We start from the raw sequence: 26,429 nt of genomic DNA on the forward strand, positions 1-26,429 counted from the left end.
ATATCAAAACCAGGGTAAATTTTACCGCAACGAATAAACTCAATACGCAGGGAACACGGACAGAAGAGCAAAGCGTCCCGCCGACAGGGACAAAAACGCCGGGAGCGTTTTTGAACAACGCAAAGCGTTGGCCAGGGATGGCTTAAGCGACTTTCCGGTCTGACCGTGTTCCCTGAGCAGGCTCGATCTCATCGCTAACCGAGCCAGACGTTGCCAGTCTTCTAAGGCCCTTCTCTTCAGAAGGGCTTTTTTATGCGCGGCAGCTGCCAGCTTTACCGATCCCAGTAAGACTCTTCCAGACTGTCTTCCCGCTCCGGCAGACCGCGGGTCAGACGCGGCGAATGCTGATTCAGCACCTGGTAGCTGACGCGGTTGGCATATTTACATACCTGCGCCAGCGATGAGTAGGTCAGGTAAGGACGCGCATGTTTGCTGGAGTTCGGCACATTCAGGCTGTGATAGTTGTTGGCGGTGATGTCATGCAGTAACGCCGCCAGCGCACCATCTCCGGCGCCGTTGGTGTTCATGATCTTTTCCGGTCCGCCCATATAAGGCGCGATGTGCGAGAAAATGCGCAGCGGCTGCTGGCAATCCTGCTGGCGCATCACCCGGCTGAACTCATACTGGTTGAATTCAGCAATCGCGCCAGGCAGCAGCGGATGGTTGGTTTTGCGTTTGAACTCTTCTTCGGTGTAACCCGCCATATAGAGCCCAATCGGGCCAGCAGTACACAGCACCAGATCGACCCAGTCCAGCGCCATATTGGCGGCGAGCAGCGGATCGCTTTCGCCGGTCAGCGCCAGCGCTTCCTCTTCATTCATCGCCACGATGCTGACATGCTCGCGCAGGAAATCGCGCCAGAACTGAGGATTGTCGCCAATCACATGTTTGGTGCCCAGCGTCAGCACCACCGGCACGTTGTGGCGTTTGGCATACTCAATCGCCCGTAACGTTGCCTGAGGCATCGGTTCACCTTCGGCACAGCGCACCAGATAGGAGGTCAGTACCAGCGCAGAGGCTCCGGCGATCACCTCTTCCGGTACGTTATCCGGATGCAGCTGGTTCATCTGGCCGGGGCTGATAGCAAAGGTTCGCTCGCCATGTTCGCCAATCAGCGTAAAGCAGCGTCCAATGGCGCCATCCACGCCCTGCAGATAGTTAAGATCGACCCGGCTTGAGGTGTTACAGAGATAGCGATAGGCGTAGCCGCCAATCTGGATGTTATTGCACATGACGCCCAGCAGCACGGAGCGGTCATCGGCCAGCACCGAGAAATTATGCAGCGTGTTACCGATGGTGCCACCAGCAAACTGATGGGTGATCAGCGCTTCCTGCATCAGCTCGTTGTACAACGCTTCCGCGACGGCATTATCGATAACCAGCGAGTGCCCGGCACTCAGGCCATAACGTGCGAGAAAAGCGTCATCGACTTTGGCTTCGATATCCACCAGCGTTTGGTCGATACCCACCACCCAGCTGCCTGCATCAACATCGTGCTGGGCGGGCTGTAACAGGGGATCGCGTGCGCTGACAGGAAAGTAGTGTTTGGATTTGCGTTTGCCGGGAAATTTCATCGGGAGGTGCCGTCTGGAAAAACAGGCAGAGAATGATATCACACTCTCCGCCTGCGCTTTAACGGCGTGCGTCGACCAGTTGCACCATCATGTCGATATGCGCCTCATCGGCGTTCAGCGCAGGGATATACTCAAACTTCTCACCCCCGGCATGCATAAAGATTTCGCAGTTTTCACCACTGATCTCTTCCAGCGTCTCCAGGCAGTCTGACGAGAAGCCCGGGCTCATCACCTGAACATGTTTGATCCCTTTAGCGGGCAGGCTTTCCATGGTTTTATCGGTGTAGGGCATCAGCCACGGCTCACGACCAAAACGCGACTGGAAGGTCATCATATACTGATCGTCACGCAGGCCCAGCGCTTTGACCAGGGCCGCCGTGGTATCCGCACAGCGCTGCGGGTAGTCATCGCCTTCGTTAGCAAAACGTTGCGGAATGCCGTGGAAGGATAACACCAGCAGATCGGGCTGACCGTGCCGCTCAAAGGATCGCTCCACCGTCGCTTTCAGCGCGGCGATATAGGCCGGATGTTCGGCGTAGTCGCGGATAAACTGCACATCAGGCAGCGAGCGATAATCTTTGAATACCGCGGTCAGGCCATCCCACACTGCCGCCACGGTGGAGCAGGAGAATTGCGGATAGAGCGGCAGCACAATCAGGCGGGTCACGCCCTGCGCCATTAGCTTATCAACCGCGCTTTTCAGGCTGGGATTACCGTAGCTCATGCCCACCTCGACGGGCATATCGACCCGTGCCGCCAGCGCATCGCGCTGACGCATGCTGTAAACCAGCAGCGGTGAACCGCCTTCCATCCAGACCGATGAGTAGAGCTTAGAGACGCGCGGCGAGCGAAACGGCAGAATAACGGCATTGAGAACCGGCCACCAGAGCCAGCGCGGCGCATCGACCACGCGCGGATCGCTTAAAAACTGTTTCAGATAGCGTTTAACTGCAGGTGTGGTGGGCGCGTCTGGCGTACCTAAATTAACCAATAACACGCCGGCCTTATCTTGCCTCATTTGAGTTCCTTGATAACAACGGGGATGCGTGAAAACGGGGAAATTGTAGCGGAATTAGTGGGAGGTAAAAGCGATTACTGCAAAAGGGGCCAGTAATACCGGCCCCTGTGAACTTAGCCCAGGATCTTAGCCAGCTCGGCACTGACTTCGGTCACCTTACGGGTGCCGTCGATTTTGTGATAGGCAGTGTTGCCCGCTTCCGCTTCTTTGCTGTAGTAAGCAATCAGCGGCGCGGTCATCTGATGATATTCCACCAGGCGCTTACGCACGGTCTCTTCCTGATCGTCTTTACGCATGGTCAGCTCTTCGCCGGTCACATCATCTTTGCCTTCCACTTTCGGTGGATTAAAAGTGACGTGATAAACGCGGCCTGATGGCGTGTGAACGCGACGGCCCACGATACGCTCAACGATCAGTTCATCCGGTACGGCGAACTCCAGCACGTGATCAACGGTGATCCCGGCCTCTTTCATTGCATCTGCCTGAGGAATGGTGCGCGGGAAACCGTCCAGCAGGAAACCGTTTTTGCAGTCTTCCTGGGTGATACGCTCTTTGACCAGCGCAATCACCAGCTCATCGGTCACCAGTTTGCCAGCATCCATGATGGCTTTCGCCTGGTTGCCCAGCTCGCTGCCTGCTTTTACTGCTGCACGCAACATGTCGCCGGTGGAGATTTGCGGAATGCCATACTTCTCCATGATGAATTGGGCCTGAGTCCCCTTACCTGCGCCCGGAGCTCCGAGCAGAATAATACGCATTGCGTAAATCCCCTTGCGAATCGCATTGATCTATCTTAGAAGCGAAAGAACATACCATTATGACCCGCTCATCACAAGGAAGGGCGCGGATCGCGCAGGGCGACCTGAGCTGCTTTTTGGCCCTGCCCCCTACCCGCCTGGCCTGCCGGACGCTTTTTCAGATTTACCGCCTGAGCCGAGCAGGAATTGCAGTCGTCGGCTCAGATGATGGGTCATATTCACGCTTTTTTTGCCGCTGCCGCGCACGTTAGCATTCAGCAGCAGCCGCGCCTGCTGCGGCCATTTCACCACATCTTCCGCATCTGACAGCGATGTGATCACGGAGGCCGGGACATTAAAGCTGGCAAACGGCAAACCGGGCTGATGGCAGGAGTTCAGCGGCAGCGGGTCTGACAGGGAGAGCGCATCGACGGTGGCGGCATTGTAAGGCCGCCAGTGCGGATCGTCGAAGCGGCGCAGTGCCTCATGCGTGGCGGTCAGGGTCAGCCCCTGTTCGAAAAGCCGCAGTTCGCTGCGCACCAGCGTACTGAAGTCATGTGTCCGCAACGCCACCAGCACCAGATCGCTGCAGATCTCGGCGTGGCGATCCAGTCGGGTGACAAACAGATGGGCTTCGTCGATCAGTTTCTGATGCAGTACGCTGGCAAAACTCTCGCTCGCCTCCGTCACGCCCTGGTTCTGGCAATCCCGCAGCGGACGCACGCGGCCATTGGGCAATTCGACATGCGGTACCAGCATGATGCTGCCTGCGATCAGCGGAACTGCTGGCAGGATGTTGAGTTCGGTTACCGGAAAGTGCGAGGCGTAACGGTGCTGATTGCGCGCCTGCTCCTGCCGCAGAAAGAGCTGAGAAAGAAGGACCTGCGCCACATGCAGCGAGGGCGCGAAGAAGAGATCGAACTGCTCCAGCCGGTAAAAGCGTGAGAGCGCCAGGCGTAACCGATGGCGCGCCTCTGCTGAAGTTTCAGAGGATAAAGAGCGGTGTGCCATGGTTGTCTCGCTTCGGGGAGTGTGCGGCGTGAACGCAGGTTAAGCGAGGCGGAATACCCTGAAAAATCACAGATATAAGGCTGAGTCAACCCGCCATAATTTGCCCTACAGAGTAGGTCAATGCGGCTGGACTTTAAAATGATATAAATTGACAATCCCTGTTAGATTTTTGCACAGGGGAAGAGGATGAACGGACTGCCGCCACTGAGAGCGCTGCACTATTTTCACCAGGCAGCCTTACACAGCAGTTTTAGCGTGGCGGCTGAACATCTGCATGTTACGCACAGCGCCATCAGCCATCAGATTCGCCAGCTGGAGAGCTGGATGGGCAAACCACTTTTTGTCCGCAGCCATGGCCGCGTGAAACTGACCTCACACGGTGAACGTCTGCTGCTGAGCTGTCAGCAGGCGTTCAGTGAGTTGCGCAGCAGCTGCGAAAGCATTCGTACCGGGCTGCTTCAGCAGATTCGGGTCTCCTGCGCCCCCAGCTTTTTGTCGCAATGGCTGATTCCCCGTATCGCCAGTTTTTATCAACGCTATCCGGAGATTGAGGTTCACTTCCAGCCGCTGACGCAGATCTCGCAACTGCGCAGCGAACATGTGGATGTACTGATCCTCAGTCACGGCGAGCCCCCTGAATCTGACATAGACGCCACGCTGGTCAGCGAGGATGAGATTGGGCCGCTCTGCGCACCTCACTTTGCTTCGCAACTGCGGGTCGGCGAGGATCTGGCCGCGATGCCCCTGCTGCATGCGGATACCCGGCTGCACGCCTGGTCAGAGTGGGCGGACAAAGCTGGGGTCAGCGGCCGCTTTAACGGCGGAAAGCATTTTGAGAGTCTGACACTGGGGATTCAGGCCGCACGAAGTGGTCTTGGCGTCCTGATGGCACCGCGTTTGCTGGTACGCAAAGAGCTGGAGGATGGCACGCTGCTTGCGCCGCTTGGCTTTGTACGCGTCGAGCGGGCCACATGGATGATGACAAAACAGAGCCGTCGGCACGATACGGAGATCAGCCTGTTTCGCGACTGGCTGCAGGATGCCGCAAAACCATAAAAAAAGCCGGTGAGGGTCACCGGCTTCAGACAGCTGACAAATTTACTGCTTTTTAACCCTGAAATCCCGCTCACAATCAGCGCTGACTGATTCAGACAGACGGCATCAGAGTCAATGCGATGGGAGCATACGCCTGGAGCAAAGCATCGCGGGCCATGGACAAAAACGCCGGGAGCGTTTGTGAACAACGCAAAGCGTTGGCCCGGCAACGGGCGCACCTCAGGATGAGGTGCGTAATCGCCCGCGCTGAGCCCGCCAGGGATGGCGGCTTTTTGCGTCTTTGCGGAGGGCGTATGCTCCCTGAGCCAGCATCGTAGCTGCAACTTCAGGCCGGTGAAAACCACCGGCCTGTTGCCGTTATGCGGTCAGCAACTGGTTCATGCGGCGGATAAACTGGTTAGGATCGTCCAGCGTGCCGCGCTCGGCCAGCAAGGCCTGATCCAGCAGCAGCTCAATCCACTCACCGAAGCGTGCTTCATCCTGCGTATCCGCAACACGTTTCACCAGCGGATGATCCGGGTTGATTTCGAACAGGTACTTCACTTCCGGCACTTCCTGTCCGGCCGCGGCAAACAGCTTCGCCATCTGCGTGGTCATCTCGTTGGCGTCGGTGGTGACAATCGCCGGAGTATCGGTCAGGCGATGCGTCAGACGCACCTCTTTCACACGTTCGCCCAGCAGAGTTTTCACCCGCTCAACAAAAGGCTCCAGCGCTTTTTCCGCCTCTTTCTGCTCTTCAGTCTCTTCATCCGCCAGCTTGCTCAGCGATTCATCCGCTTTGCTGACTGACTGGAAGGTTTTACCATCGAACTCAGTGAGATAGCTCATCATCCATTCGTCGATGCGATCGGAGAGCAGCAGCACCTCAATGCCTTTTTTGCGGAACAGTTCCAGATGCGGGCTGCTCTTCGCGGCGGCATAGCTGTCAGCGGTGATGTAGTAAATCTTCTCCTGACCTTCCACCATGCGGCTGACGTAATCTTCCAGCGAAATGGTCTGTGCTGAACCTTCGCTCTGGGTAGTGGCGAAACGCAGCAGCTTAGCGATCGTCTCCTGGTTAGCGTGATCTTCCGCCGGGCCCTCTTTCAGCACCAGACCAAACTCATTCCAGAAGGTCTGGTATTTCTCGTTGTCATCTTTCGCCAGTTTTTCCAGCATCTGCAGGGTACGCTTCGTCAGCGCGGCGCGCAGACTCTGGGTCACGCGGCTATCCTGCAGGATCTCACGGGAGACGTTCAGCGGCAGATCGTTGGAGTCAATCAGGCCACGCACAAAGCGCAGATAGTTCGGCATAAACTGCTCAGCGTCATCCATGATAAAGACGCGCTGTACGTAGAGTTTCAGGCCATGTTTCTGATCGCGGTTCCACATATCAAATGGCGCACGCGCCGGAATGTAGAGCAGGCTGGTATATTCCTGCTTACCTTCCACCCGATTGTGGCTCCAGGCGACCGGATCGCTGTAATCGTGGGCGATATGCTTGTAGAACTCGTTGTACTCTTCGTCGCTGATCTCAGATTTGTTGCGGGTCCACAGCGCCTGGGCTTTGTTAATCTTCTCCCAGTGTGTCCCTTCGCCTTCTTCATCTTTGCTTTCGATCTCAACCGGCAGCGCGATGTGATCGGAATATTTGCTGATGATGTTGCGCACGCGCCATGCATCCAGGAACTCATCCTCGCCTTCGCGCAGATGCAGGGTGATCTCGGTACCGCGATCGGCTTTCTCAATCTCAGCCAGGGTATATTCGCCCTCGCCTGCGGATTCCCAGAACACGCCTTCTTCGGCTGACGCGCCCGCGGCACGGGTACGCACAGTGACTTTATCCGCCACGATGAATGCAGAATAGAAACCGACACCGAACTGACCAATCAGCTGGCTATCTTTCGCCTGATCGGAGCCCAGCGATTCAAGGAAGGATTTGGTGCCTGACTTGGCGATAGTCCCGAGGTTCTCAATGACCTCATCGCGACGCATACCGATACCGTTGTCGCTGAGCGTAATGGTACGGTTGTCCTTATCAACAGAGAGACGAACGTGCAGCTCGCCATCACCTTCATACAGGCTGGAATCTGACAGGGCACGGAAGCGCAGTTTGTCTGCCGCATCCGAGGCGTTGGAGATCAGCTCACGCAGGAAAATTTCTTTGTTTGAATAGAGAGAATGGATCATCAGGTGCAGAAGTTGTTTTACTTCCGACTGAAAGCCACGGGTCTCTTGTCCTTTCATGGTCATTGCTACCTCAACAAAACAGGTTGAACAAACGTTGAGGTTGATGTGGGGGTGACAGGGAGATTTTCAAGCCGGTGTCTGTCACAACACCGGCAAGTGATTAAAATTTAAACTTCTGGCGGCCCGCCAGTGAATGGGACAGCGTGGTGCCATCAACCATCTCCAGCTCACCGCCCACCGGCACGCCGTGCGCGATACGGCTGGCGTCGACGCCATACTGACCACAGAGTTCCGCGATGTAGTTCGCGGTCGCCTCGCCTTCAACCGTCGGGTTGGTGGCGAGGATCACTTCCTGCAGGGTTTCACTCTCCAGTCGCTGCTCCAGACGATCCAGGCCAATATCAGCCGGACCGATGCCGTCGAGCGGCGAGAGATGTCCCATCAGCACAAAGTAGCGACCGCCAAACTGGCCGGTTTGCTCAATGGCGTGAATATCAGCCGGGCTTTCCACCACGCAGATTTGACCATTCTGCTGACGCCTTGGATTGGCGCAGATGGTGCAAATTTCCTGCTCGGTGAATGTCCGGCAATCGGCGCAGTGTCCGATCTCCGACATCGCCCGGGTCAGCGCCTGCGCCAGCCGCATGCCACCGCTGCGATCGCGCTGCAGCAGCTGAAACGCCATGCGCTGCGCCGACTTCGGCCCAACGCCGGGCAGACAGCGCAGCGACTCCATCAAAGATTCAAGCAGTGGACTGGTTTGCATCAGAACGGCATCTTAAAGCCTGGTGGCAGCTGCATGCCTGAAGAGACAGAAGCCATCTTCTCTTTCTGGGTTTCATCAATGCGACGTGCCGCATCGTTGAACGCGGCTGCAATCAGATCTTCCAGCATATCTTTGTCATCTTCCAGCAGGCTGGGATCGACTTCCACGCGACGGCAGTTGTGCGCGCCGTTAATGGTGACTTTTACCAGGCCAGCACCAGACTCACCGGTCACTTCAATCGCGGCAATCTCTTCCTGAACCTTGGCCATTTTGTCCTGCATCTGCTGGGCCTGTTTCATCAGGTTGCCCAATCCGCCTTTACCACCAAACATAGTTTTCTCTCTCAGCTGAGGCTACAACGCTATCGTTAAGATAGCAGCAGCGTGTTCAAACAGGTCGGATACTCTCCTCATCCAGATCGGCATCAAAAAAGCGCTGCAGCGTCTGAATGTGGGTATCACAGGTGATCGACTGACGCGCCTGCGCCAGTTTCTCTTCGTAAATGGCCTGACGCCATTCAAGTGGCGTCAACACCGATGAATTATCGTCTTCAACTACCGAGAGTTCAACTCTCTGCCCGGCATGCTGACTCAGCGCATCGCTTAATACCTGCTGCGCCGACGGTGAATTAAGGTGACGCTGGCTGCTACGCAAATGCAGGCAGACCCCAGTTTCGGTGGTCTCTTTCCAGGCATTTAACGCCAGCTGCTGCACCAGTTTCGGCAGCGGCAGGATCGCAATCTCTGCGGCCCAGGGATCGCGCTGCTGCGCTTCTTCGGCCAGACGCGCCGCCAGCTCAGGGGTTTTCTCATGCTCCAGCGCAGAACGCAAGGCCTTTGGCGTCGCCACCGGCTCCGCCACTTCCACCGGCTGATTGACCGCTTTCCAGCGGTACGCTTCCTCTTTTACCGGGGCAGCAGGCTCGCGATCGCGGATACGCTGCTGACTGCGCTCGGTGACCGAGGCCAGCCGCTCCAGCGCGGAGTTGGCCGGCCGCGCACCTGGCGCTGCCGGCTCACGCTTTTTTGGCTTGTTCGCTCCCTGACGCAACAACTGAGTGCGCGCCTGCAGGAGCTGACTGGTGGAACTGGAAAGTGCGGTATCAGGTGTGGCATCTGGCGACGGCGAATGCTGCGGTGCAGCATCGGGCGCGGCCATCTGCGGCTGAGCGGCAACCTGCTGCTGCGTCTGCTCCGGCATCTGCTGTTGAGTCTGCTGCGCGACGGGCGACGCGGTGTGCGACGGCGGCGTAGCGGCAGGTGACGGTGAGGCTGGCTGTGCTGCCGGTTGCCGTGCTAACGACGATGGGCCGGATGCTGCCGGTGACGTCTGCGCAGGGGCGACAGGCGCCGTCTGCTGAGTTAATGCGGGACGCGCAATGGGTTCAGCCACGGCAGCTTTAGGATGAAACGCCAGTGCACGCAGCAGCGTCATCTCCACACCCATGCGACGATCGGGCGCAATAGGCAGATCCTTGCGGCCCATCAACAGGGTCTGATAATAGAGTTGCAGATCGGCGGGCGGCACCACCCGCGCCAGTTCACGCAAGCGAAGTGCGTTACTCTCATCATCGTCATTAAGCGAGGTCGGCAGCAATTGCACCATCGCAATCTGGTGCAGCAGGCGCAGCATTTCTACCAGCAGCGCTTCCCATTCCACACCCCGTGACGCGGCCTGGCTCAACAGGCTCATCACCTGCTGACCGTCACCGTCGACCAGCGCTTCCAGCAGCCCCAGCGGCTGTTCATCGTCCAGCGTGCCGAGCATGACGCTGACCGTACTGCTGGTCACCGCGCCCTGCCCCATGGCAATGGCCTGGTCGGTAAGGCTCAGCGCATCACGCATACTGCCATCGGCAGCCCGCGCCAGCAGCTGCAGCGCCCGGGTTTCACTCTCAATCTGTTCCTGCTTCAGAACATGCTCAAGCTGCTGACGGATTTGATCCACATCCAGCGCTTTGAGGTGGAACTGCAGGCAGCGCGAGAGAATGGTCACCGGCAGTTTCTGCGGATCGGTGGTCGCCAGCAGGAATTTAACGTGTGAAGGGGGCTCTTCCAGCGTCTTTAACAGCGCATTGAAGCTGTGACGCGACAGCATATGCACTTCATCGATCAGATAGACTTTGAAGCGGCCACGCGCCGGGGCGTACTGCACGTTGTCGAGCAGATCGCGGGTATCTTCAACTTTGGTACGCGATGCGGCGTCAATCTCAATCAGATCGACAAAGCGGCCCTGCTCAATTTCACGGCAGTTATCACACTGACCACAGGGGGTGGCAGTGATACCGGTTTCGCAGTTAAGGCCTTTGGCCAGCAGACGCGCAATAGTGGTTTTCCCTACTCCGCGGGTGCCGGAGAAGAGATAAGCATGATGGATGCGTCCCAGAGACAATCCATTCGCCAGCGCCGTCAGAACATGTTCCTGACCGACAACATCAGCAAAAGCCTGGGGACGCCATTTTCGCGCAAGTACCTGATAGCTCATGTGGAGTTCGACGAAGTTGGATGGAAAGATGAGCGCAGACGCTCTGCAACCCCTGTATAAGATTGCAGTAGTCTATCAGCTACGCTTTTGGCTGGCACTCGTTATCTTGACGCCGAAGGCGTGACGGCCTCGCCGGGTGGCAAGGCCGAAAGAGTGGCTTAGTGGCCGGGGAATTTAACCAGGCTGTAGCTCTCAACGCCCATGGCATTAAGACGCGTTTCTCCGGTCAGATCGAACAGATTAATAATGAAAGCCGCGTCTTTAACTTCACCGCCTGCACGACGAATCAGTTTAACGGTCGCTTCAATCGTCCCGCCGGTCGCCAGCAGGTCGTCAACCACCAGCACCAGATCGCCTGGCTGGATGGCATCTTTGTGCAATTCCAGCTTATCGGTGCCGTACTCCAGCTCATAGGATTCGCTGTAGACTTCACGGGGCAGTTTGCCGGGCTTACGCACCGGAACAAAACCGACGCCGAGGCCTAAGGCCACCGGTGCACCAAACAGGAAACCGCGCGCTTCCGTCCCCACCACCTTAGTGATGCCTTTATTACGGTAACGCTCAACCAGCAGCGCAATCGACGCGGCATAGGCTTTGGGATCTTCCAGCAGGCTGGTGACATCGCGGAACAGGATGCCTGGCTTAGGATAATCGGGAATGCTTTTAATGCTGTTTTTAATGAATTCAAGCTGCTGCGCAGTGTCGGTCATAATGATACGCCTGGTAAAAAATTCTGTTTCGCGCAGCTTCAAAAGCGCTAATACCTGATAAAAGGCTCAGCGGAAGTCAATTCACAAAGGGAAGCCACGCACGAAGACGCCCAAATCTAAGCAAATGACCGGCTAAATGCAACTTTATCGCGGCGGCGGCGGTGCGTCCGCTGCTTCTGCCACCACCGGAATACGCCACATAAACAGCAGCAGCGCCGCCAGCATGATCAGCAGCATGATGCGTACCCAGAGCTGATGCACCAGGAAGAGTGAGAGACTAAAGGTGGCGACTATCAGGCAGATAGCGCGTACTTTAGCCCCTGGCGGCATCGCGCGATGCTGCTGCCAGTGACGCAGATAGCGGCCAAATGGCGATTTCCACAGCAGCCAGTGATGAAAACGCGGCGATGAACGGGCAAAACACCAGGCCGCCAGCAGCATGAATGGCGTGGTAGGTAATAAAGGTAATACAATGCCCAGCGTCCCCAGCACAATCGCCAGCCAGCCGAGGGTTAATAACAGAATGCGTTGCATGAATGCCGCCCAACTCTTTCCTCATCAGCGTACGTTAGCACAATTGAGCGTCACGCGATGAGTGCGATCGCCATACAACAGCGCCTGCAACAGCTCCTTATCGCCCTGCGGCAGGAACTCGCCTGCCATTCAGATGGGGTTTGCCGTCTGCCACGTTTTGATACTCAGCTGTTCCGCACCAAAGGCACGCGGCTGGCTGATTACCTGCTGGAAGTGGAACAGAATTTTGCCCGGCTCTGCGACAGCAGCCACGATCTGGCCCGCAGTGCGTGGCTGGCTGAACGCCTGGTCGATCAGATTGCCGCCCTGCAACGTGAGGCGAGTACGCAACAGCTGCGTACCCGACGCGAACAGCCCGTCAGGAACCCACGCGCCGCAAAATATCAGGAGTACCGTGAATTTGAGCGGCGTTTGCTGGCAATGATCGATCAGCGTGAGCAGAGACTGGCGCTGGCCGAAACGCTGGCGGTACAGCATCAGCTGAAACAGGATCTGGAAACGTTAGAGCAGCGACTGGCACGCTGTCGGCAGGCGATTCGCTCTGTCGAATGGGCCTCGTCGTTGCGCGGCAGCGAATAAAGCGCAGCGTGACAAAAGCGCTCCTATACTGGGTGTGATTCGGCGCGGAGAAGAACCATGGCTTTACTTGTGTGGCTGTTAAGCGGTTTACTGCTGGGGTTGCTGAAGCGCCTGCTGATGCCGGGACCACCGGGCGGCCTGGTTGCTACCCTGACGCTGTCGATGATCGGGGCTCTGATTGGCGGCTATATCGCCACCTATTTTGACCTGGGTACCCTGGCAACGCTGCATATTGGCGCACTGGGCATGGCGATTCTCGGTGCATTAGTGATGCTGCTGGTCGCGGCCCGACTACGTATTTAGGAGAAGAGATGTCACTGGAAAATGCCCCTGACGACGTCAAACTGGCAGTTGATCTGATTCAGCTACTGGAAGAGCATCAACTGCCGGTAGAAACCGTGCTCTCAGCGCTGGCCATGGTGCAGCGCGATTTCGAAAACAAGCGTGATCGCCCATCGGCTTAGTGGTGGGCAGTCAGCGTCGGACTGAGGCGCAGCATATCGATAAAAGCATTGACCAGCGTCGGCGCGTCTCCGGCTAAATCAAAACTGTCCGGCGCAAACAGCCAGCTTTCCATCATACCGTTGACGTAACCGCGCAGGATAAGAGCGGCCTGACGCGTGCTGAGACTGCCCGGAAGTTGTCCGGCTTCGATACACTGGCGCAGCACATCTTCAATTTTGTCGTAGCACTCCAGCAGTAAGCTCTGCTGCATATTCTTCAGCGCCGACATTTCGCCCACAAATTCACATTTGTGGAAAATGATCTCCATCAAGGCGCGGCGCTGCGGATCCTTTGCTGTCGCGTCAAAGATATAGACCAGCATCGCTCGCAACACAGAGAGTGGATCGCCAGGGTATTTTGTCTGATACTCAAGTTCCACATCGTCCAGACCAGCATCACAACGAAGCCATATTTCATGTAATACATCGGCTTTATTTTTGAAGTGCCAGTAGATGGCCCCTCGCGTGACGCTGGCAGCGGTTGCAATATCCGCCAGAGAAGTGGCTGAAACGCCCTGCTGCGAAAACAGAACAATGGCGGCATCAAGAATTTGATGTCGCGTTTCAAGTGCTTGCGCTTTGGTTTTTCGTGCCATAAGGGGCTTTTTTTACAAACAGGTAAGTTTACATACATTTGCGAATGTATGTACCATAGCATGACCTGCGACTTGACACAGCAATGGGTTTTTCAGTTTGTGATCCATTGACCAATTGATATCGGACACTAGAGGTTTATTTATGAATAAAATCAGAGGATTATCGCCTCTGGCGGCCGTCCTGATGCTATCAGGCAGCTTTTTGTTAACAGGATGTGACAACAATAAATCCGAACAAGCCGCCCAGCAACCGCCAGCAGTGGGGGTTGTAACACTGAAAACTGAACCCCTGAAAATCTCGACTGAATTACCTGGCCGCACCTCGGCATATCGTGTCGCCGAAGTCCGTCCGCAGGTTTCCGGTATCATTCTGAAGCGTAACTTTGTTGAAGGCAGCGATGTCAAAGCGGGTCAGTCTCTTTATCAGATCGATCCTGCTACCTATCAGGCCGCCTATGACAGCGCCAAAGGTGACTTAACTCAGGCGCAGGCCAATGCTCGCATCGCTCAGCTGACCGTCAAACGTTATAAGCCTTTACTCGGCACCAAATATATCAGTCAGCAGGATTACGACACCGCCGTTGCCACGGCCGCGCAAAACGATGCTGCGGTTCAGGTAGCAAAAGCCAATGTAGAAACGGCCCGCATTAACCTGGCTTATACCAAAGTCACCTCGCCTATCAGTGGCCGCATCGGCAAATCGTCAGTAACGGAAGGTGCGCTGGTACAAAACGCACAAACCACCGCTCTGGCCACTGTGCAGCAACTTGACCCGATGTATGTCGACGTCACCCAGTCGAGCGAAGATTTCATGCGCTTACGTTCAGAACTGGAGTCGGGTCAGCTGAAGCAGAACGATGGCAAAGCCAACGTGACCCTGCTGATGCAGAACGGCAACAGCTATCCACAGACAGGTACGCTGGAGTTCTCTGACGTTACCGTTGATGAAACCACGGGTTCTATCACCCTGCGCGCCATTGTCCCGAACCCGAACCATGCGCTGTTACCGGGCATGTTTGTTCGCGCTCGTCTGGATGAAGGTACCAATCCTAATGCGTTGCTGGTTCCGCAACAGGCGGTAGCCCGCACCCCAACGGGTCAGGCAACGGTCATGGTGGTGGGTGCAGATAACAAAGTGGAAGCTCGTCAGGTCACCACCTCTCAGGCGATTGGCGACAAGTGGTTAGTCACCGACGGTGTTAAAGCGGGTGAACGTGTGATCAGCACGGGTCTGCAGCGAGCCAAGCCGGGCGCACAGGTTACCCCACAAGAAGTCTCAGACGATGCGAAAGCGGCACCCGATTCAAAGCCGCAGTCTGACAAGTCATCGTCATAACAGGAGCCGTTGATTCATGGCTAAGTTCTTTATCGATCGGCCCATCTTTGCGTGGGTGCTCGCCATCATCATTATGCTGGTCGGTGCGCTATCGATTCTCAAACTTCCGATTGAGCAATATCCCAATGTTGCACCGCCGGCGATTGAGATTCAGGCCACCTACCCTGGTGCAGATGCTAAAACGCTGCAGGACTCGGTGACCCAGGTCATCGAACAAAATATGAACGGCATTGATGGACTGATGTATATGTCCTCAAGCAGCGATTCATCCGGTACGCTGACCCTGACGATCTCCTTTGAGTCAGGAACAGATGCCGATATCGCGCAGGTTCAGGTGCAGAACAAACTGCAGCTGGCGACGCCGCTGTTACCGCAGGAAGTACAGCAACAGGGGATTCAGGTTAAGAAATCTTCCAGTAGCTTCCTGATGGTAGCGGGCTTCATCAGCGACGATGACAATATGACGCAGAATGATATTTCTGACTTTATTTCATCGTCCATCAAAGATCCGATCAGCCGTACTAAAGGCGTGGGTGATACCCAGGTATTTGGTGCGCAGTACGCGATGCGTATCTGGATGGATCCGCACAAGCTGAACAACTACAACCTGACGCCGGTTGATGTTATCAGCGCCCTGAATACGCAGAACACCCAGGTTGCTGCCGGTCAGTTGGGCGGTACGCCTCCGGTTCCGGGACAGCAGCTTAACGCCTCGATCATTGCGCAAACCCGTCTCACCTCTACCGATGAATTCGGCAAAATCCTGCTGAAAGTGAATGAAGATGGTTCTCAGGTTCGTCTGCGTGATGTGGCAAGGATTGAACTTGGCGCGGAAAACTACGAAATCGTTGCCCGTTATAACGGCAAGCCTGCGTCCGGTATCGGTATCAAGCTGGCCACCGGTGCGAATGCGCTGGATACCGCCAATGCGGTGAAAGAAGAACTGGCCAAATTGCAGCCGACGTTCCCGGCCGGTTTGAAAGTGGTCTATCCGTATGACACCACGCCTTTCGTTAAAATCTCGATTTTCGAAGTGGTGAAAACGCTGATCGAAGCGATCGTGCTGGTGTTCCTGGTCATGTATCTGTTTCTGCAGAACTTCCGCGCCACGCTCATTCCTACCATCGCGGTCCCTGTGGTATTGCTGGGTACGTTTGCCGTTATCAGCGCTTTTGGCTATTCGATAAACACCCTGACGATGTTCGGGATGGTGCTGGCCATCGGCTTGCTGGTGGATGACGCCATCGTGGTGGTCGAGAACGTTGAGCGCGTAATGGCGGAAGAGGGATTACCGCCAAAAGAAGCGACTAAGCGTTCTATGGAGCAAATCCAGGGCGCACTGGTCGGTATCGCGCTGGTGCTGGCTGCCGTATTTATTCCGATGGCGTTCTTTGGTGGTTCGACCGGTGTTATCTACCGTCAGTTCTCCATCACTATCGTTTCGGCAATGGCGCTATCGGTGCTGGTCGCCTTTATTCTGACGCCGGCACTCTGTGCCACCATGCTGAAACCGATTAAAAAAGGCGAGCACGGTAAAACCACCGGTTTCTTCGGCTGGTTCAACCGCATGTTCGACAAAAGCACCAACCACTATGTGGATGGTGTGGGCCACATGGTTCGCAGTACGGGTCGCTATATGGTGATCTATCTGGTGATCGTGGTCGGTATGGCGTTTCTGTTTGTGCGACTGCCCTCTTCATTCTTACCGGAAGAGGATCAGGGTCTGCTGCTGGCTCAGGCGCAGCTGCCTGCTGGTGCAACCCAGGAGCGTACGCAGAAAGTGCTGGATCAGGTGACGGATTACTTCCTGACCCAGGAGAAAGACACGGTTAAATCGGTGTTTACCGTTAACGGCTTCGGCTTTGCCGGTCGTGGACAGAACACCGGTATCGCCTTCGTCAGTCTCAAACCGTGGGATGAGCGTACCGGCAGCGACATGAAAGTACCGGCGATTGCTGGCCGTGCCATGCAGGCGCTGGGCGCGATCAAAGATGCAATGGTCATTCCTTTCAACCTGCCAGCCATTATTGAACTGGGTAACGCGACCAGCTTCGACTTTGAGCTGATCGACCAGAATAACCTTGGCCACGATAAGCTGACGGAAGCGCGTAATCAGCTGTTCGGCATGATTGCGCAGCATCCTGATACGCTGGTTGGCGTCCGTCCTAACGGGATGGAAGATACGCCGCAGTACAAGCTGACGATCGATCAGGAGAAAGCACAGGCGCTGGGCGTATCACTGAGTGATATCAACACCACGCTGGCGGCTTCCTGGGGCGGTTCCTACGTCAATGACTTCATTGACCGCGGTCGCGTGAAGAAAGTTTACGTCATGGGTAAAGCGGACGCCCGCATGCTGCCGGACGACATTGGTAAATGGTACGTGCGCAACAGCAGCGGAACCATGGTGCCCTTCTCTGCCTTCTCGTCAGCGAAATGGCAATATGGTTCACCGCGCCTTGAGCGTTACAACGGTCTGCCTGCGATGGAAATCCTGGGACAGGCTGCGCCAGGCAAAAGCTCGGGTGCGGCAATGGACCTGATGGAAGAGCTGGCGGCGAAACTGCCTGCCGGTATCGGCTATGACTGGACCGGTATGTCCTATCAGGAACGCCTGTCAGGTAACCAGGCCCCTGCGCTCTATGCTATCTCGCTGATTGTGGTCTTCCTGTGTCTCGCCGCACTGTACGAGAGCTGGTCGATTCCATTCTCGGTTATGCTGGTTGTCCCGCTCGGGGTCATTGGTGCACTGATCTTTACCACCCTGCGTGGCCTGAGTAATGACGTCTACTTCGTAGTGGGGTTACTGACAACCATCGGCCTCTCCACCAAGAACGCCATCCTTATCGTCGAATTTGCTAAAGATTTGATGGATAAAGAGGGTAAAGGGCTGATTGAAGCTGCGCTGGAAGCGTGCCGTATGCGTCTGCGTCCTATCCTGATGACGTCACTGGCGTTTATTCTCGGGGTACTGCCGCTGGCGATCAGTACCGGTGCCGGTTCCGGTTCGCAAAACGCCGTAGGTACCGGCGTTATCGGTGGTATGGTCACCGCGACCATACTGGCGATCTTCTTCGTTCCTGTGTTCTTTGTGGTGGTACGCCGCCGCTTTGGCAAGAAAAAAGAAGAATCAGCGAACAGTCATCCGGTTGAGCATAACCAGACTCACTAAGCTGTAAATCATCTGAGGCCGCGCAAGCGGCCTTTTTTTATGCCTGCGATTCTGCCCTTCTCATTTCCTGTTCCCTTGCTTTTCCTGTCTCACGGACAGTTGCAATCCTGGCCTGTGCATCGCATAATATTGTTATAATATAACATTACATAGGTGTGCATTATGAAAGCGAATATTCATCCTCACTATCGTCACGTGGTCTTCCATGACACATCGGCTGATGTCTGGTTCAAAATTGGATCAACCATCAAAACCGATCGCACCGTGGAGTTCGAAGGCGAAACGCTGCCTTACGTCACCCTGGATGTGTCGTCTGCCTCACATGTGTTCTACACCGGCAAACAGAAAGATTTTGCCAAAGAGGGCAGCACCGCACGCTTTAACCAGCGTTTCGGGCGTTTTCTTGGAAAGAAATAGAGGAGAGGATCATGCAGGTATTAAGCTCGCTGCGTTCAGCAAAAAATCGCCATCGGGATTGTAAAGTAGTCCGCCGCAAAGGCCGTATTTACGTTATCTGTAAATCGAACCCGCGGTTTAAAGCAGTACAGGGAAGAAAGAAAAAACGCTAGTTTGTGTCGTGATGACTGGCCGGGCTTGCCCGGCCTTTTTTATGCTTAGTGCATGCTCTTCAGCATCGCATTCACGTTGTGTTTAAAAGCCGCCTGATAGGTGGCTGCCGGGCCAGAGGCCGTGGATAACGCTTCCGGATAGAGCTCACCACCCGGCTCTGCCCCGGTGGCGCTGGCAATCTGTTTTACCAGACGCGGGTCGGTCTGGTTCTCAATGAAATAGCGATTGATGTGCTGCTGCTTCAGTTGTGTGATTAAATTACCCACGTTGCTGGCACTCGCTTCCGCCTCAGTAGAGAACCCTACCGGCGCCAGGAAAGTCACGCCATATCGCTGTCCAAAGTAACCAAACGCATCGTGACTGGTCAGCACTTTACGCTTATCAGCTGGCACAGCGTCAAAGGCGGTTTTTGCCCAGCGATCCAGCGCCTGCAGTTGCTGAATGTAATTCTGTCCACGCTGACGAATGGCCGGAGCATCTTCAGGATCGGCTTTGACCAGCGCATTCATCACGTTGGTCGCGTAGATAACGCCGTTCTGCATGCTGTTCCAGGCGTGAGGATCGGTAACGGTTTTACCCTCCTCCTCCATGCTGCGGGTGGTGACACCGGTTGAAGCGACAACGGGCTGACCGCGATACCCTGAGGCGCTGACCAGCCGATCCATCCACCCTTCCAGTCCCAGTCCGCTGACAAACACCAGATCGGCCTTCGCCAGCGCCTGACTGTCCTGCGGTGTCGGTTCAAAAGTATGAGGATCGCCATTCGGCCCCACCAGGCTTTTAACCTTTACATGCTCGCCGCCGACCTGCTTAACGATGTCAGCCAGCACGGTAAAGCTGGCCACGACATCCACCGTTTTGGCCATCGCCAGAGGCGTGGCAAACAGCGCAGCGAGCGCCAGGCTAACCGGTAATTTTTTCATAGATACCCCTTAAGATTAATGGCGGCGTAAAATTCCGCCGCACGGCCCTGTAAGAATGGAGAAAAAAAACAGCATGGCGGCGCTCAGCACTACAGCGGGACCCGCCGGCAATGAGAAGTGCCAGGAGAGCATCAGCCCGGCCAGCGCCGAAATCATTGCCATGAAAATGGCGATAACCAGCATCGCGGCGAGATGGCGACTCCAGAAGCGGGCGCTGGCGGCGGGCAACATCATTAAACCCACTGACATCAGGGTGCCCAGCACCTGAAAACCCGCCACCAGATTCAGCACCACCAGCATTAAAAACAGACCATGCACCAGCGGCGCGTTCCATTTTCCCTGCGCACGCAGGAAGTCGCCGTCAAATGCATCGATGACCAGCGGACGATAGATCACCGCCAGCAGAATCAGCGTAAAGGCAGCGATGCCGCCCACCAGCAACAGCGCTGCGTTGTCTACCGCCAGCAGCGAGCCAAACAGAACGTGCAGCAGATCCACACTTGAGCCGCGTAATGAAACCAGCGTGACGCCCAGCGCCAGTGAACCCAGATAGAACCCGGCAAAACTGGCATCCTCTTTCAGCGGCGTGTAGCGACTGACCGCGCCAGAGAGCAGCGCCACGGCTAAACCAGCGATCAGGCCGCCAACACCCATCGCGACCAGTGACAATCCGGAGATCAGATAGCCAATGGCGGCACCGGGCAGCACCGCGTGTGATAAGGCATCGCCAATCAGGCTCATACGTCGCAGGGAGAGGAATACCCCGAGCGGCGTGGCGCTGACGGCCAGCGCCAGACAGGCCACCAGCGCGCGTCGCATAAAACCAAACTCAATAAAGGGTTGAATCAGGGTCACGGCGCACGACTCCCCAGAGAGGAAGCAGGCAGGCAGGTGCAGTTAACCTCACGTTCATCCATCGACATCACGTTACTGAAGTAGCGCGCCACCAGCGGACGATCGTGCAGCACCACCAGCAGGGTTGTTCCGGCCTGCTGTTGCTGCTCAAGGATCGACATCAGTAGCGTCACCGTCTGGCTGTCAATGCCGTTAAAAGGCTCATCCAGAAGCCAGAGCTGGCTGCGCTGCAGCATCAGCCGCGCAAACAATACCCGCTGCAGTTGTCCACCGGATAACGTCGCGGGCTGCGCATCCGCATAATCACTCATCTGAACCGCTTCCAGCGCCTGCCAGATCTCCCGACGCAGTATCCGGTTAATGCCGCCGAACCAGCCGCAGCGTGGCCAGCAGCCAATAGAGACCAGTTCAAATACCGTCAGGGGAAAGCGGGTCTCAAGTTCGGTGCGCTGCGGCAACCAGCCGATATCCCGGCGTGCAACCTGCAGCTCACAGCGCCCGGCTATCGGTGGCAGTAAGCCAGCAATGGTTTTTAACAGGGTTGATTTGCCGCTACCGTTCGCGCCGACCAGCGCGGTCATCGAGCCGGCTGCGAGCTGGCCGGTAATAGCCGGGGTCACAACCTGTCCCTGGTAGCCCGCGCGAAGCGCGTTAAACAGGATCATGCGCTGATCCCCCATTTTATTGCCACAGCAAGCAGCGTGATAAATAGCAGTGCTACTCCCAGCCGCCCGCTCAGTGACATAAGTAGTCCACTCTGACGCATTACTTCACCATAATGTTATAACATAACAGTAAAGATACCTGATGTTGCTCTCTGTTGAATGTGGGATTGTGTATCAAAAGATAAATACCACCTGCACGCACTGGCAGACCCGCGCTGGCGGTAAGGCCTGCGGCTGCGTCTGGCAAATCTCAGAAACTGAGAGTTTTGTGCTCAACTGACTTGCAAACCAGTTGCAGAAAACCAATGATAGGTTTATTAACGGTTATAAGTGGAACAGATATGCTGTCACGCATTGAATGTGATATTGCCGCGGGTGAATCGGACTGCGCAAAAATAGCAGAGATTGTTCAGCGGAATATTCTCAAAATAACCGATTTGCTGGTAGGGGATTTACGCTGGTACTCACATAATGCCCGGTTAGTTCCAGGCAGTTTAAAAATCATTTCGGTTGAATACCAGGATCTGAATAGTTTTAAATTACTTTACGATTTTGACTGGAATTTATTTAGTCCCTGCCTGGATCTAAATGAAACCGTGACGCAGTCAGAACAGGTAAACTTTCACATTAAGCCCGGTGCACTTGAGTTTGATGTGATCGACAATGAGCAACCCTCCCCTGGCGATGAATTGTAATATTTAGTAATGGAGGTGAGCAGAACTAATGGTTTTACACTATCTTTAAGGTATCCCGTTTAATAACTGCCCGAATAATCGCTTCCTGGCCGCGTGATCTTCTCTCGCCGCCCTGCGGCAACTGTGCTAGCTATGGAGGGGAAAAAGATGGACGAATACTCACCGAAACGGCATGATATTGCCCAGCTTAAATACCTTTGTGAGAGTCTGTTTGACGACAGCATGGCAACATTAACCGACAGCCATCATGGCTGGGTTAATGATCCCACTTCTGAAAGCAATCTACAGCTTAACGATTTGATTGAGCATATCGCCTCTTTCACCATGAATTACAAAATTAAGCACGTTGAAGATGAAGCGCTGATTTCGCAAATCGATGAATATCTTGATGATACTTTTATGCTATTCAGCAATTATGGTGTCAATAGTCCGGATCTTCAGCGGTGGCAACGTTCAGCAAAACGCTTATTTAATCTGTTCACTGAAGAGTGCGCTTTTCTCCAGCAACCGAGCCATTCATTATAGTAAAGACATGAGAACGGTTTATTTATGAACAAAACCCTGACTAAAACCGATTATTTGATGCGACTGCGGCGCTGCCGCTCTCTTGATACCCTGGAAAGGGTGATTGAAAAAAATAAGTATGAATTACCGGAAGATGAATTAGCGGTATTTTACTCAGCAGCTGACCATCGCCTGGCGGAACTGACGATGAACAAGCTCTACGATAAAGTCCCGGGTTCAGTATGGAAATTTGTCCGTTAATCTGATCGCTTACAGCTCAGTTTTACCCCAATAAAGTACCGGATAATCCTGCCTGCCGGCAAAGGATCGGCCCAGGCGGGTTTTGCCTGTCTGCAGCTTAGGGGGAGAATATCGAAGGGAGAAAGTGGTGGGGGCCCTGCCAGCTACATCCCGGCACACGCGTCACCTGCTACGGCTGCTTCCTTCCGGATCTGACCGAGTTCACAAGCTAGCATTGCGGGAGAACCAACAGGGCCCCCATTGACAAGCCCTCTTTACGAGAGCGGGGGCATTATCTGGGAAGGAGGTGGCAATTGCAAGCGTAGTCGGGACAACCGTTGTTTTCTTGAACAACCACCGCTTTTACGCTTTCTCCGCCTTTTCCCCGTGCTAAAGTTAAAACCCTTTTTCCTGATGAAATAAGTACATGAATCAGCCAGACACTTTCCAGCAACGCATCTGGCAAATTGTTGCCGCTATTCCGGCTGGCCGCGTCACCACCTATGGCGATGTGGCGCTACTGGCCGGTTCTCCGCGCGCGGCGCGTCAGGTCGGTGGCGTGCTGAGCCGCTTACCCGAGGGCACTACCCTTCCCTGGCATCGCGTCGTAAACCGACACGGCACAATTTCTCTTCAGGGTGACCGTCTGTTGCGGCAGCGGGATGCACTGGAGGCGGAAGGCATAGAGGTGAGTGACGACGGACAGCTCGATCTCGAGACTTATCGCTGGCGAGTTTAGACAGGGAAAAAAGGGCGACTATGTCGCCCCGAAAAGAGTTTACAGACGGGTTGGAGCAGGAACCGCAGCAGACGGCGTCACCTGAGTCGGTGAGGTCGAAGGAACGGTGGTCGCTGCGCCCGGCTGGGTTGGCATCGCCATAGACGGTACCGGTACCAGCAGCAGCTCTGCTTTGGTGCCACCCTGGTTAATCACCGGCTTCACGCCTTCAGTGATAAAGGCCAGCTTACCGTCGATTGAGATGGCTGCGCTTAACAGAATGCGTGCATCAGGCTTGATGTCGGCTGGGTTAAACGGCAGCACGAACTGGAACGGTGCCTGTTTGCCTTCGGTTCGCACCACGCGCTGCGACAGCACTTTTGAGGGTGCATCGGCGACGGACGCATCAGAGAGCGTCACGGTTAATACCGCATCCGGCGGCAGCGCAATGCGCTGGCGGATAAAGACTGAACCACTTACGTTAGGCTGCGCAATCGCCGCCGTCTGTCCTGCAACCGCAGAACCCAGAGTTGGCGTTGGCACGGGTTTACTCTTGTCGGCGCATCCTACAACAGCAACCGCCATAACTACTCCACTGAACACATGCCTGAGTTTCATTGATGTCGTCTCCATTTGATCAAAATGATTGTCGGCAGCGAATCATGCTTACAGCGCTTCACTCGCCGTATGTCCTTAATGTTGGCACAAAAATGAAATTTTGCCTGGCACCGACAATGTAGAAAGTCTGATTGACGTCAACTGGTCCGATCTTTCACACTGAGCAGGTCACTATATTGAGGAATGCGCCATGAGTCAGGCACTGCAAAATCTGCTGAATTTATTAAATCTGGAAAAACTGGAAGAGGGTTTATATCGCGGCCAGAGCGAAGATATTGGCCTTCGTCAGGTGTTTGGCGGTCAGGTGGTGGGTCAGGCGCTGTATGCCGCAAAGCAAACCGTGGCGGAAGATCGCATTATTCACTCTTTTCACAGCTATTTTTTGCGGCCCGGCGATAGTCAGAAAGCGATTATTTACGATGTTGAAACGTTGCGTGATGGCAAAAGTTTCAGTGCCCGGCGGGTCAGTGCCATTCAGAATGGGCAGCCGATTTTTTATATGACCGCTTCGTTCCAGTCACCGGAAAGCGGCTTTGAACATCAGAATCCGATGCCACAGGTGGCGGGGCCGGAGAATCTGTTAACTGAACAGGCGATGGCGCAGAAAATGGCGCATCTGCTGCCAGAAAAGCTACGTGAAAAATTCATTGCCGAGCGTCCGCTGGAGATCCGCCCGGTACAGATTCACAATCCTCTCCGGGGCCATGTGGATAAGCCTGAACGCCAGGTCTGGATCCGTGCCACCGGCCCACTGCCCGACGATTTGCGTATCCATCAGTATCTGCTCGGCTATGCTTCCGATCTCAATTTCCTGCCGGTCGCGCTCCAGCCGCACGGCAAAGGCTTTTTAGAGCCGGACATGCAGGTCGCCACTATCGACCACTCAATGTGGTTCCACCGCCCGTTCGACTTCAGTGAATGGCTGCTCTATAGCGTAGTCAGTACTTCGGCGTCAGGCGCACGGGGTTTTGTCCGGGGCGAGTTCTACAATCAGCAGGGTGTGCTGGTGGCCTCAACGGTTCAGGAAGGGGTCATGCGTCAGCGCAGCGAATAAAAAAAGGGGCGATTACTCGCCCCCGATTGATCTTTTCACTGCCCATCCATTACTGGTTGTAAGCATTCTCGCCGTGGCTGTTTACATCCAGACCTTCACGCTCATGCTCTTCCGGAACGCGCAGACCGACAATCAAATCAGCCAGCTTGAAGCCGATGAAGGCGACAACGCCCGACCAGACGATAGTCAGGCCCACGCTGAAGAGCTGTACCCAGACCTGATGGCCCATGGTGACACCCTCTGCATAGCCTACGCCGCCCAGTGAAGAGGAGGCAAACACGCCAGTCAGGATACAGCCGACAATGCCGCACACGCCATGCACGCCGAACACATCGCAGGGATCATCCACGCGCAGCCATTTTTTCAGCGTGGTCACGCCCCACAGTCCCGCCAGTCCGCCGACCAGGCCGATAATTAATGCACCGCCGACGCCGACATAACCACAGGCAGGCGTAATCGCTACCAGCCCGGCAATAAAGCCTGAACAGGCACCCAGCAGCGAAGGCTTACCACGTACCGCCCACTCGCCAAAGGTCCATGACAACACGGCGCCCGCTGTGGCGACAACGGTGTTCAGGAAGGCCAGCGCCGCGATTTCGTTTGCTGCAGAAGCAGAACCGGCGTTGAAACCGAACCAGCCGACATACAGAATGGCGGTGCCGGTGAATACCATTGGCAGGTTGTGTGGTTTGAAGGCCTCTTTACCAAAGCCGGCACGTTTGCCCACCAGATAAGCGCCCACCAGACCGGCGACAGCGGCGTTAATATGCACCACGGTGCCGCCAGCAAAGTCCAGCGCGCCATCCTGTGCCAGGAAACCGCCAGCCCACACCATGTGCGCGATAGGCAGGTAAGCCAGGGTCAGCCAGACGCCGACAAAAATCAGTACGGCAGAGAAACGGATGCGTTCTGCGATAGCACCGACAATCAGGCCCACCGTGATACAGGCAAACGAGGCCTGGAACGCGACATGAATATATTGATAGAAGCTGCCCATGACGGCGGTCAGCTGAATGTTTTTCAGCATCACCCAGTTAAAGCTGCCAAAGAAGGCGTTGCCTTCACTGAACGCCAGTGAATAGCCGTAAACCATCCATAATACGCAGACCAGTGAGAAGGTGACGGCAACCTGAGTCAGCATCGACAGCACGTTTTTACCGCGAATCAAACCACCATAAAACAGCGCGATACCTGGAATTGACATAAACAGCACCAGCGCGGTGCAAATCATCATAAATGCGTTATCAGCCTTGTCCGCAACGGCAGGCGCAGCCATTGCGAGTGAGGGTAACAGTGCCAGGCTGGTGAGGCCCAACTTAGCGAAAATTTTATTCATTTTTAT

Annotated in this window: 29 protein-coding genes, 1 other RNA gene and 1 other annotated feature; of the genes, 13 read left to right on the plus strand and 17 right to left on the minus strand. The window is 55.3% G+C overall.

Annotation, left to right across the window (positions count from 1 at the left end; translation table 11 throughout):
* Positions 1 to 272: 272 nt before the first annotated feature.
* The 4 genes from PAG01S_RS07570 to PAG01S_RS07585 form a co-directional block, all read right to left on the minus strand.
* The gene (locus tag PAG01S_RS07570) at positions 273 to 1,574 is read right to left on the minus strand and encodes an inosine/guanosine kinase (RefSeq protein ID WP_010255936.1); all 1,302 of its coding nucleotides are present in this window, start codon (positions 1,572 to 1,574) and stop codon (positions 273 to 275) included.
* A 58-nt stretch (positions 1,575 to 1,632) separates the two neighbouring features.
* A complete protein-coding gene (gene hemH / locus PAG01S_RS07575; protein WP_022626102.1) occupies positions 1,633 to 2,592 on the minus strand; it encodes a ferrochelatase in 960 nt (319 codons plus the stop codon).
* Between the two features lie 113 nt (positions 2,593 to 2,705).
* Positions 2,706 to 3,350: an adenylate kinase gene (gene adk, locus PAG01S_RS07580; protein WP_010671225.1), complete on the minus strand. Its 645-nt coding sequence runs from the start codon at positions 3,348 to 3,350 to the stop codon at positions 2,706 to 2,708.
* A 129-nt stretch (positions 3,351 to 3,479) separates the two neighbouring features.
* Positions 3,480 to 4,340, minus strand: a complete 861-nt coding sequence (locus PAG01S_RS07585) for a DUF6024 family protein (protein WP_010255933.1) — start codon at positions 4,338 to 4,340, stop codon at positions 3,480 to 3,482.
* Between the two features lie 186 nt (positions 4,341 to 4,526).
* Between PAG01S_RS07585 and PAG01S_RS07590 the strand changes: the two genes are divergently transcribed.
* Positions 4,527 to 5,396: a LysR substrate-binding domain-containing protein gene (locus PAG01S_RS07590; protein WP_022626103.1), complete on the plus strand. Its 870-nt coding sequence runs from the start codon at positions 4,527 to 4,529 to the stop codon at positions 5,394 to 5,396.
* A 357-nt stretch (positions 5,397 to 5,753) separates the two neighbouring features.
* Here the strand turns inward: PAG01S_RS07590 and htpG are convergent, their stop codons facing one another.
* The 6 genes from htpG to PAG01S_RS07620 form a co-directional block, all read right to left on the minus strand.
* Positions 5,754 to 7,628 carry a molecular chaperone HtpG gene (htpG, locus tag PAG01S_RS07595; protein ID WP_029519428.1) on the minus strand — a complete coding sequence of 625 codons (1,875 nt, stop codon included), beginning with the start codon at positions 7,626 to 7,628 and terminating at the stop codon, positions 5,754 to 5,756.
* A 97-nt stretch (positions 7,629 to 7,725) separates the two neighbouring features.
* Positions 7,726 to 8,331, minus strand: a complete 606-nt coding sequence (gene recR / locus PAG01S_RS07600; protein WP_003850420.1) for a recombination mediator RecR — start codon at positions 8,329 to 8,331, stop codon at positions 7,726 to 7,728.
* Positions 8,331 to 8,663 carry a YbaB/EbfC family nucleoid-associated protein gene (locus PAG01S_RS07605; RefSeq protein WP_003850423.1) on the minus strand — a complete coding sequence of 111 codons (333 nt, stop codon included), beginning with the start codon at positions 8,661 to 8,663 and terminating at the stop codon, positions 8,331 to 8,333. The genes recR and PAG01S_RS07605 overlap by 1 nt, the downstream gene beginning before the upstream one ends.
* Positions 8,664 to 8,718: 55 nt before the next feature.
* On the minus strand, positions 8,719 to 10,815 hold the full coding sequence (gene dnaX, locus PAG01S_RS07610; protein WP_033779645.1) for a DNA polymerase III subunit gamma/tau: 2,097 nt from the start codon (positions 10,813 to 10,815) through the stop codon (positions 8,719 to 8,721).
* Positions 9,316 to 9,377 (minus strand) — a sequence feature (DnaX frameshifting element). Its footprint overlaps the gene before it by 62 nt.
* A gap of 158 nt (positions 10,816 to 10,973) precedes the next feature.
* Positions 10,974 to 11,525: an adenine phosphoribosyltransferase gene (gene apt / locus PAG01S_RS07615; protein WP_010671221.1), complete on the minus strand. Its 552-nt coding sequence runs from the start codon at positions 11,523 to 11,525 to the stop codon at positions 10,974 to 10,976.
* Positions 11,526 to 11,669: 144 nt separating this feature from the next.
* Positions 11,670 to 12,059 carry a DUF454 family protein gene (locus PAG01S_RS07620; protein ID WP_010255914.1) on the minus strand — a complete coding sequence of 130 codons (390 nt, stop codon included), beginning with the start codon at positions 12,057 to 12,059 and terminating at the stop codon, positions 11,670 to 11,672.
* Positions 12,060 to 12,116: 57 nt separating this feature from the next.
* Between PAG01S_RS07620 and priC the strand changes: the two genes are divergently transcribed.
* From priC to rsmS, 3 genes are read left to right on the plus strand one after another with little or no spacing between them, the layout of a single operon-like run.
* The gene (gene priC / locus PAG01S_RS07625; RefSeq protein ID WP_010255912.1) at positions 12,117 to 12,638 is read left to right on the plus strand and encodes a primosomal replication protein PriC; all 522 of its coding nucleotides are present in this window, start codon (positions 12,117 to 12,119) and stop codon (positions 12,636 to 12,638) included.
* A gap of 57 nt (positions 12,639 to 12,695) precedes the next feature.
* Positions 12,696 to 12,941: a GlsB/YeaQ/YmgE family stress response membrane protein gene (locus PAG01S_RS07630; RefSeq protein WP_010255909.1), complete on the plus strand. Its 246-nt coding sequence runs from the start codon at positions 12,696 to 12,698 to the stop codon at positions 12,939 to 12,941.
* An 8-nt stretch (positions 12,942 to 12,949) separates the two neighbouring features.
* Entirely contained in the window at positions 12,950 to 13,102 is a 153-nt protein-coding gene (gene rsmS, locus PAG01S_RS21615) for a pleiotropic regulatory protein RsmS (protein WP_010255907.1), read from the plus strand.
* On the opposite strand, the gene acrR is transcribed toward rsmS, so the two are convergent.
* Positions 13,099 to 13,737, minus strand: coding sequence for a multidrug efflux transporter transcriptional repressor AcrR (gene acrR / locus PAG01S_RS07635; RefSeq protein WP_010255906.1), 639 nt, complete (start codon positions 13,735 to 13,737; stop codon positions 13,099 to 13,101). The genes rsmS and acrR overlap by 4 nt on opposite strands.
* A gap of 142 nt (positions 13,738 to 13,879) precedes the next feature.
* On the opposite strand from acrR, the gene PAG01S_RS07640 reads away from it, so the two are divergent.
* The 4 genes from PAG01S_RS07640 to ykgO all read left to right on the plus strand — a co-directional run bounded on the left by PAG01S_RS07640 (position 13,880) and on the right by ykgO (position 18,814).
* A complete protein-coding gene (locus tag PAG01S_RS07640; protein ID WP_010255904.1) occupies positions 13,880 to 15,073 on the plus strand; it encodes an efflux RND transporter periplasmic adaptor subunit in 1,194 nt (397 codons plus the stop codon).
* Positions 15,074 to 15,089: 16 nt separating this feature from the next.
* Positions 15,090 to 18,245, plus strand: coding sequence for a multidrug efflux RND transporter permease subunit AcrB (locus tag PAG01S_RS07645; protein ID WP_062758240.1), 3,156 nt, complete (start codon positions 15,090 to 15,092; stop codon positions 18,243 to 18,245).
* 162 nt (positions 18,246 to 18,407) lie between these two features.
* A complete protein-coding gene (locus PAG01S_RS07650) occupies positions 18,408 to 18,662 on the plus strand; it encodes a type B 50S ribosomal protein L31 (protein ID WP_010671219.1) in 255 nt (84 codons plus the stop codon).
* An 11-nt stretch (positions 18,663 to 18,673) separates the two neighbouring features.
* Positions 18,674 to 18,814 carry a type B 50S ribosomal protein L36 gene (ykgO, locus tag PAG01S_RS21620; RefSeq protein ID WP_010255896.1) on the plus strand — a complete coding sequence of 47 codons (141 nt, stop codon included), beginning with the start codon at positions 18,674 to 18,676 and terminating at the stop codon, positions 18,812 to 18,814.
* A 45-nt stretch (positions 18,815 to 18,859) separates the two neighbouring features.
* Here the strand turns inward: ykgO and PAG01S_RS07655 are convergent, their stop codons facing one another.
* From PAG01S_RS07655 to PAG01S_RS07665, 3 genes are read right to left on the minus strand one after another with little or no spacing between them, the layout of a single operon-like run.
* Complete coding sequence (locus PAG01S_RS07655) at positions 18,860 to 19,738, minus strand: metal ABC transporter substrate-binding protein (RefSeq protein WP_033785427.1); 879 nt, start codon at positions 19,736 to 19,738, stop codon at positions 18,860 to 18,862.
* A gap of 15 nt (positions 19,739 to 19,753) precedes the next feature.
* On the minus strand, positions 19,754 to 20,593 hold the full coding sequence (locus tag PAG01S_RS07660; protein WP_062758242.1) for a metal ABC transporter permease: 840 nt from the start codon (positions 20,591 to 20,593) through the stop codon (positions 19,754 to 19,756).
* The gene (locus PAG01S_RS07665; protein WP_033766689.1) at positions 20,590 to 21,258 is read right to left on the minus strand and encodes a metal ABC transporter ATP-binding protein; all 669 of its coding nucleotides are present in this window, start codon (positions 21,256 to 21,258) and stop codon (positions 20,590 to 20,592) included. Before PAG01S_RS07665 ends, PAG01S_RS07660 begins: the two co-directional genes overlap by 4 nt.
* Positions 21,259 to 21,599: 341 nt before the next feature.
* Between PAG01S_RS07665 and PAG01S_RS07670 the strand changes: the two genes are divergently transcribed.
* The 3 genes from PAG01S_RS07670 (at position 21,600) to hha (ending at position 22,718) form a co-directional block, all read left to right on the plus strand.
* The gene (locus tag PAG01S_RS07670; RefSeq protein WP_031592173.1) at positions 21,600 to 21,953 is read left to right on the plus strand and encodes a hypothetical protein; all 354 of its coding nucleotides are present in this window, start codon (positions 21,600 to 21,602) and stop codon (positions 21,951 to 21,953) included.
* A 147-nt stretch (positions 21,954 to 22,100) separates the two neighbouring features.
* Positions 22,101 to 22,478: an Hha toxicity modulator TomB gene (gene tomB, locus PAG01S_RS07675; protein WP_003850455.1), complete on the plus strand. Its 378-nt coding sequence runs from the start codon at positions 22,101 to 22,103 to the stop codon at positions 22,476 to 22,478.
* A gap of 24 nt (positions 22,479 to 22,502) precedes the next feature.
* The gene (gene hha, locus PAG01S_RS07680) at positions 22,503 to 22,718 is read left to right on the plus strand and encodes a hemolysin expression-modulating protein Hha (protein ID WP_003850458.1); all 216 of its coding nucleotides are present in this window, start codon (positions 22,503 to 22,505) and stop codon (positions 22,716 to 22,718) included.
* A 134-nt stretch (positions 22,719 to 22,852) separates the two neighbouring features.
* Here the strand turns inward: hha and ffs are convergent.
* Positions 22,853 to 22,949: signal recognition particle sRNA small type (gene ffs / locus PAG01S_RS07685), an RNA gene on the minus strand.
* A 175-nt stretch (positions 22,950 to 23,124) separates the two neighbouring features.
* Here ffs and PAG01S_RS07690 point away from each other — a divergent pair.
* Positions 23,125 to 23,436 (plus strand): MGMT family protein, encoded by a 312-nt coding sequence (locus tag PAG01S_RS07690; RefSeq protein ID WP_033756781.1) that lies wholly within the window; start codon positions 23,125 to 23,127, stop codon positions 23,434 to 23,436.
* Positions 23,437 to 23,475: 39 nt separating this feature from the next.
* On the opposite strand, the gene PAG01S_RS07695 is transcribed toward PAG01S_RS07690, so the two are convergent.
* Complete coding sequence (locus PAG01S_RS07695) at positions 23,476 to 24,033, minus strand: YbaY family lipoprotein (protein WP_010255881.1); 558 nt, start codon at positions 24,031 to 24,033, stop codon at positions 23,476 to 23,478.
* A gap of 190 nt (positions 24,034 to 24,223) precedes the next feature.
* Between PAG01S_RS07695 and tesB the strand changes: the two genes are divergently transcribed.
* Positions 24,224 to 25,087: an acyl-CoA thioesterase II gene (gene tesB, locus PAG01S_RS07700; RefSeq protein WP_010255880.1), complete on the plus strand. Its 864-nt coding sequence runs from the start codon at positions 24,224 to 24,226 to the stop codon at positions 25,085 to 25,087.
* A gap of 49 nt (positions 25,088 to 25,136) precedes the next feature.
* Here tesB and amtB read toward each other — a convergent pair whose 3' ends face one another.
* Positions 25,137 to 26,423, minus strand: coding sequence for an ammonium transporter AmtB (gene amtB / locus PAG01S_RS07705; RefSeq protein WP_010255877.1), 1,287 nt, complete (start codon positions 26,421 to 26,423; stop codon positions 25,137 to 25,139).
* Positions 26,424 to 26,429: the final 6 nt, after the last annotated feature.

Source organism: Pantoea agglomerans NBRC 102470, from assembly GCF_001598475.1.
Lineage (GTDB): Bacteria > Pseudomonadota > Gammaproteobacteria > Enterobacterales > Enterobacteriaceae > Pantoea > Pantoea agglomerans.

Bases quoted from the DNA above. Each gene is read 5' to 3' on its own strand.
- PAG01S_RS07570 (WP_010255936.1), bottom strand. From the start codon at position 1,574: ATGAAATTTCCCGGCAAACGCAAATCCAAACACTACTTTCCTGTCAGC.
- hemH (WP_022626102.1), bottom strand. From the start codon at position 2,592: ATGAGGCAAGATAAGGCCGGCGTGTTATTGGTTAATTTAGGTACGCCA.
- adk (WP_010671225.1), bottom strand. From the start codon at position 3,350: ATGCGTATTATTCTGCTCGGAGCTCCGGGCGCAGGTAAGGGGACTCAG.
- PAG01S_RS07585 (WP_010255933.1), bottom strand. From the start codon at position 4,340: ATGGCACACCGCTCTTTATCCTCTGAAACTTCAGCAGAGGCGCGCCAT.
- PAG01S_RS07590 (WP_022626103.1), top strand. From the start codon at position 4,527: ATGAACGGACTGCCGCCACTGAGAGCGCTGCACTATTTTCACCAGGCA.
- htpG (WP_029519428.1), bottom strand. From the start codon at position 7,628: ATGACCATGAAAGGACAAGAGACCCGTGGCTTTCAGTCGGAAGTAAAA.
- recR (WP_003850420.1), bottom strand. From the start codon at position 8,331: ATGCAAACCAGTCCACTGCTTGAATCTTTGATGGAGTCGCTGCGCTGT.
- PAG01S_RS07605 (WP_003850423.1), bottom strand. From the start codon at position 8,663: ATGTTTGGTGGTAAAGGCGGATTGGGCAACCTGATGAAACAGGCCCAG.
- dnaX (WP_033779645.1), bottom strand. From the start codon at position 10,815: ATGAGCTATCAGGTACTTGCGCGAAAATGGCGTCCCCAGGCTTTTGCT.
- apt (WP_010671221.1), bottom strand. From the start codon at position 11,525: ATGACCGACACTGCGCAGCAGCTTGAATTCATTAAAAACAGCATTAAA.
- PAG01S_RS07620 (WP_010255914.1), bottom strand. From the start codon at position 12,059: ATGCAACGCATTCTGTTATTAACCCTCGGCTGGCTGGCGATTGTGCTG.
- priC (WP_010255912.1), top strand. From the start codon at position 12,117: ATGAGTGCGATCGCCATACAACAGCGCCTGCAACAGCTCCTTATCGCC.
- PAG01S_RS07630 (WP_010255909.1), top strand. From the start codon at position 12,696: ATGGCTTTACTTGTGTGGCTGTTAAGCGGTTTACTGCTGGGGTTGCTG.
- rsmS (WP_010255907.1), top strand. From the start codon at position 12,950: ATGTCACTGGAAAATGCCCCTGACGACGTCAAACTGGCAGTTGATCTG.
- acrR (WP_010255906.1), bottom strand. From the start codon at position 13,737: ATGGCACGAAAAACCAAAGCGCAAGCACTTGAAACGCGACATCAAATT.
- PAG01S_RS07640 (WP_010255904.1), top strand. From the start codon at position 13,880: ATGAATAAAATCAGAGGATTATCGCCTCTGGCGGCCGTCCTGATGCTA.
- PAG01S_RS07645 (WP_062758240.1), top strand. From the start codon at position 15,090: ATGGCTAAGTTCTTTATCGATCGGCCCATCTTTGCGTGGGTGCTCGCC.
- PAG01S_RS07650 (WP_010671219.1), top strand. From the start codon at position 18,408: ATGAAAGCGAATATTCATCCTCACTATCGTCACGTGGTCTTCCATGAC.
- ykgO (WP_010255896.1), top strand. From the start codon at position 18,674: ATGCAGGTATTAAGCTCGCTGCGTTCAGCAAAAAATCGCCATCGGGAT.
- PAG01S_RS07655 (WP_033785427.1), bottom strand. From the start codon at position 19,738: ATGAAAAAATTACCGGTTAGCCTGGCGCTCGCTGCGCTGTTTGCCACG.
- PAG01S_RS07665 (WP_033766689.1), bottom strand. From the start codon at position 21,258: ATGATCCTGTTTAACGCGCTTCGCGCGGGCTACCAGGGACAGGTTGTG.
- PAG01S_RS07670 (WP_031592173.1), top strand. From the start codon at position 21,600: ATGCTGTCACGCATTGAATGTGATATTGCCGCGGGTGAATCGGACTGC.
- tomB (WP_003850455.1), top strand. From the start codon at position 22,101: ATGGACGAATACTCACCGAAACGGCATGATATTGCCCAGCTTAAATAC.
- hha (WP_003850458.1), top strand. From the start codon at position 22,503: ATGAACAAAACCCTGACTAAAACCGATTATTTGATGCGACTGCGGCGC.
- PAG01S_RS07690 (WP_033756781.1), top strand. From the start codon at position 23,125: ATGAATCAGCCAGACACTTTCCAGCAACGCATCTGGCAAATTGTTGCC.
- PAG01S_RS07695 (WP_010255881.1), bottom strand. From the start codon at position 24,033: ATGAAACTCAGGCATGTGTTCAGTGGAGTAGTTATGGCGGTTGCTGTT.
- tesB (WP_010255880.1), top strand. From the start codon at position 24,224: ATGAGTCAGGCACTGCAAAATCTGCTGAATTTATTAAATCTGGAAAAA.
- amtB (WP_010255877.1), bottom strand. From the start codon at position 26,423: ATGAATAAAATTTTCGCTAAGTTGGGCCTCACCAGCCTGGCACTGTTA.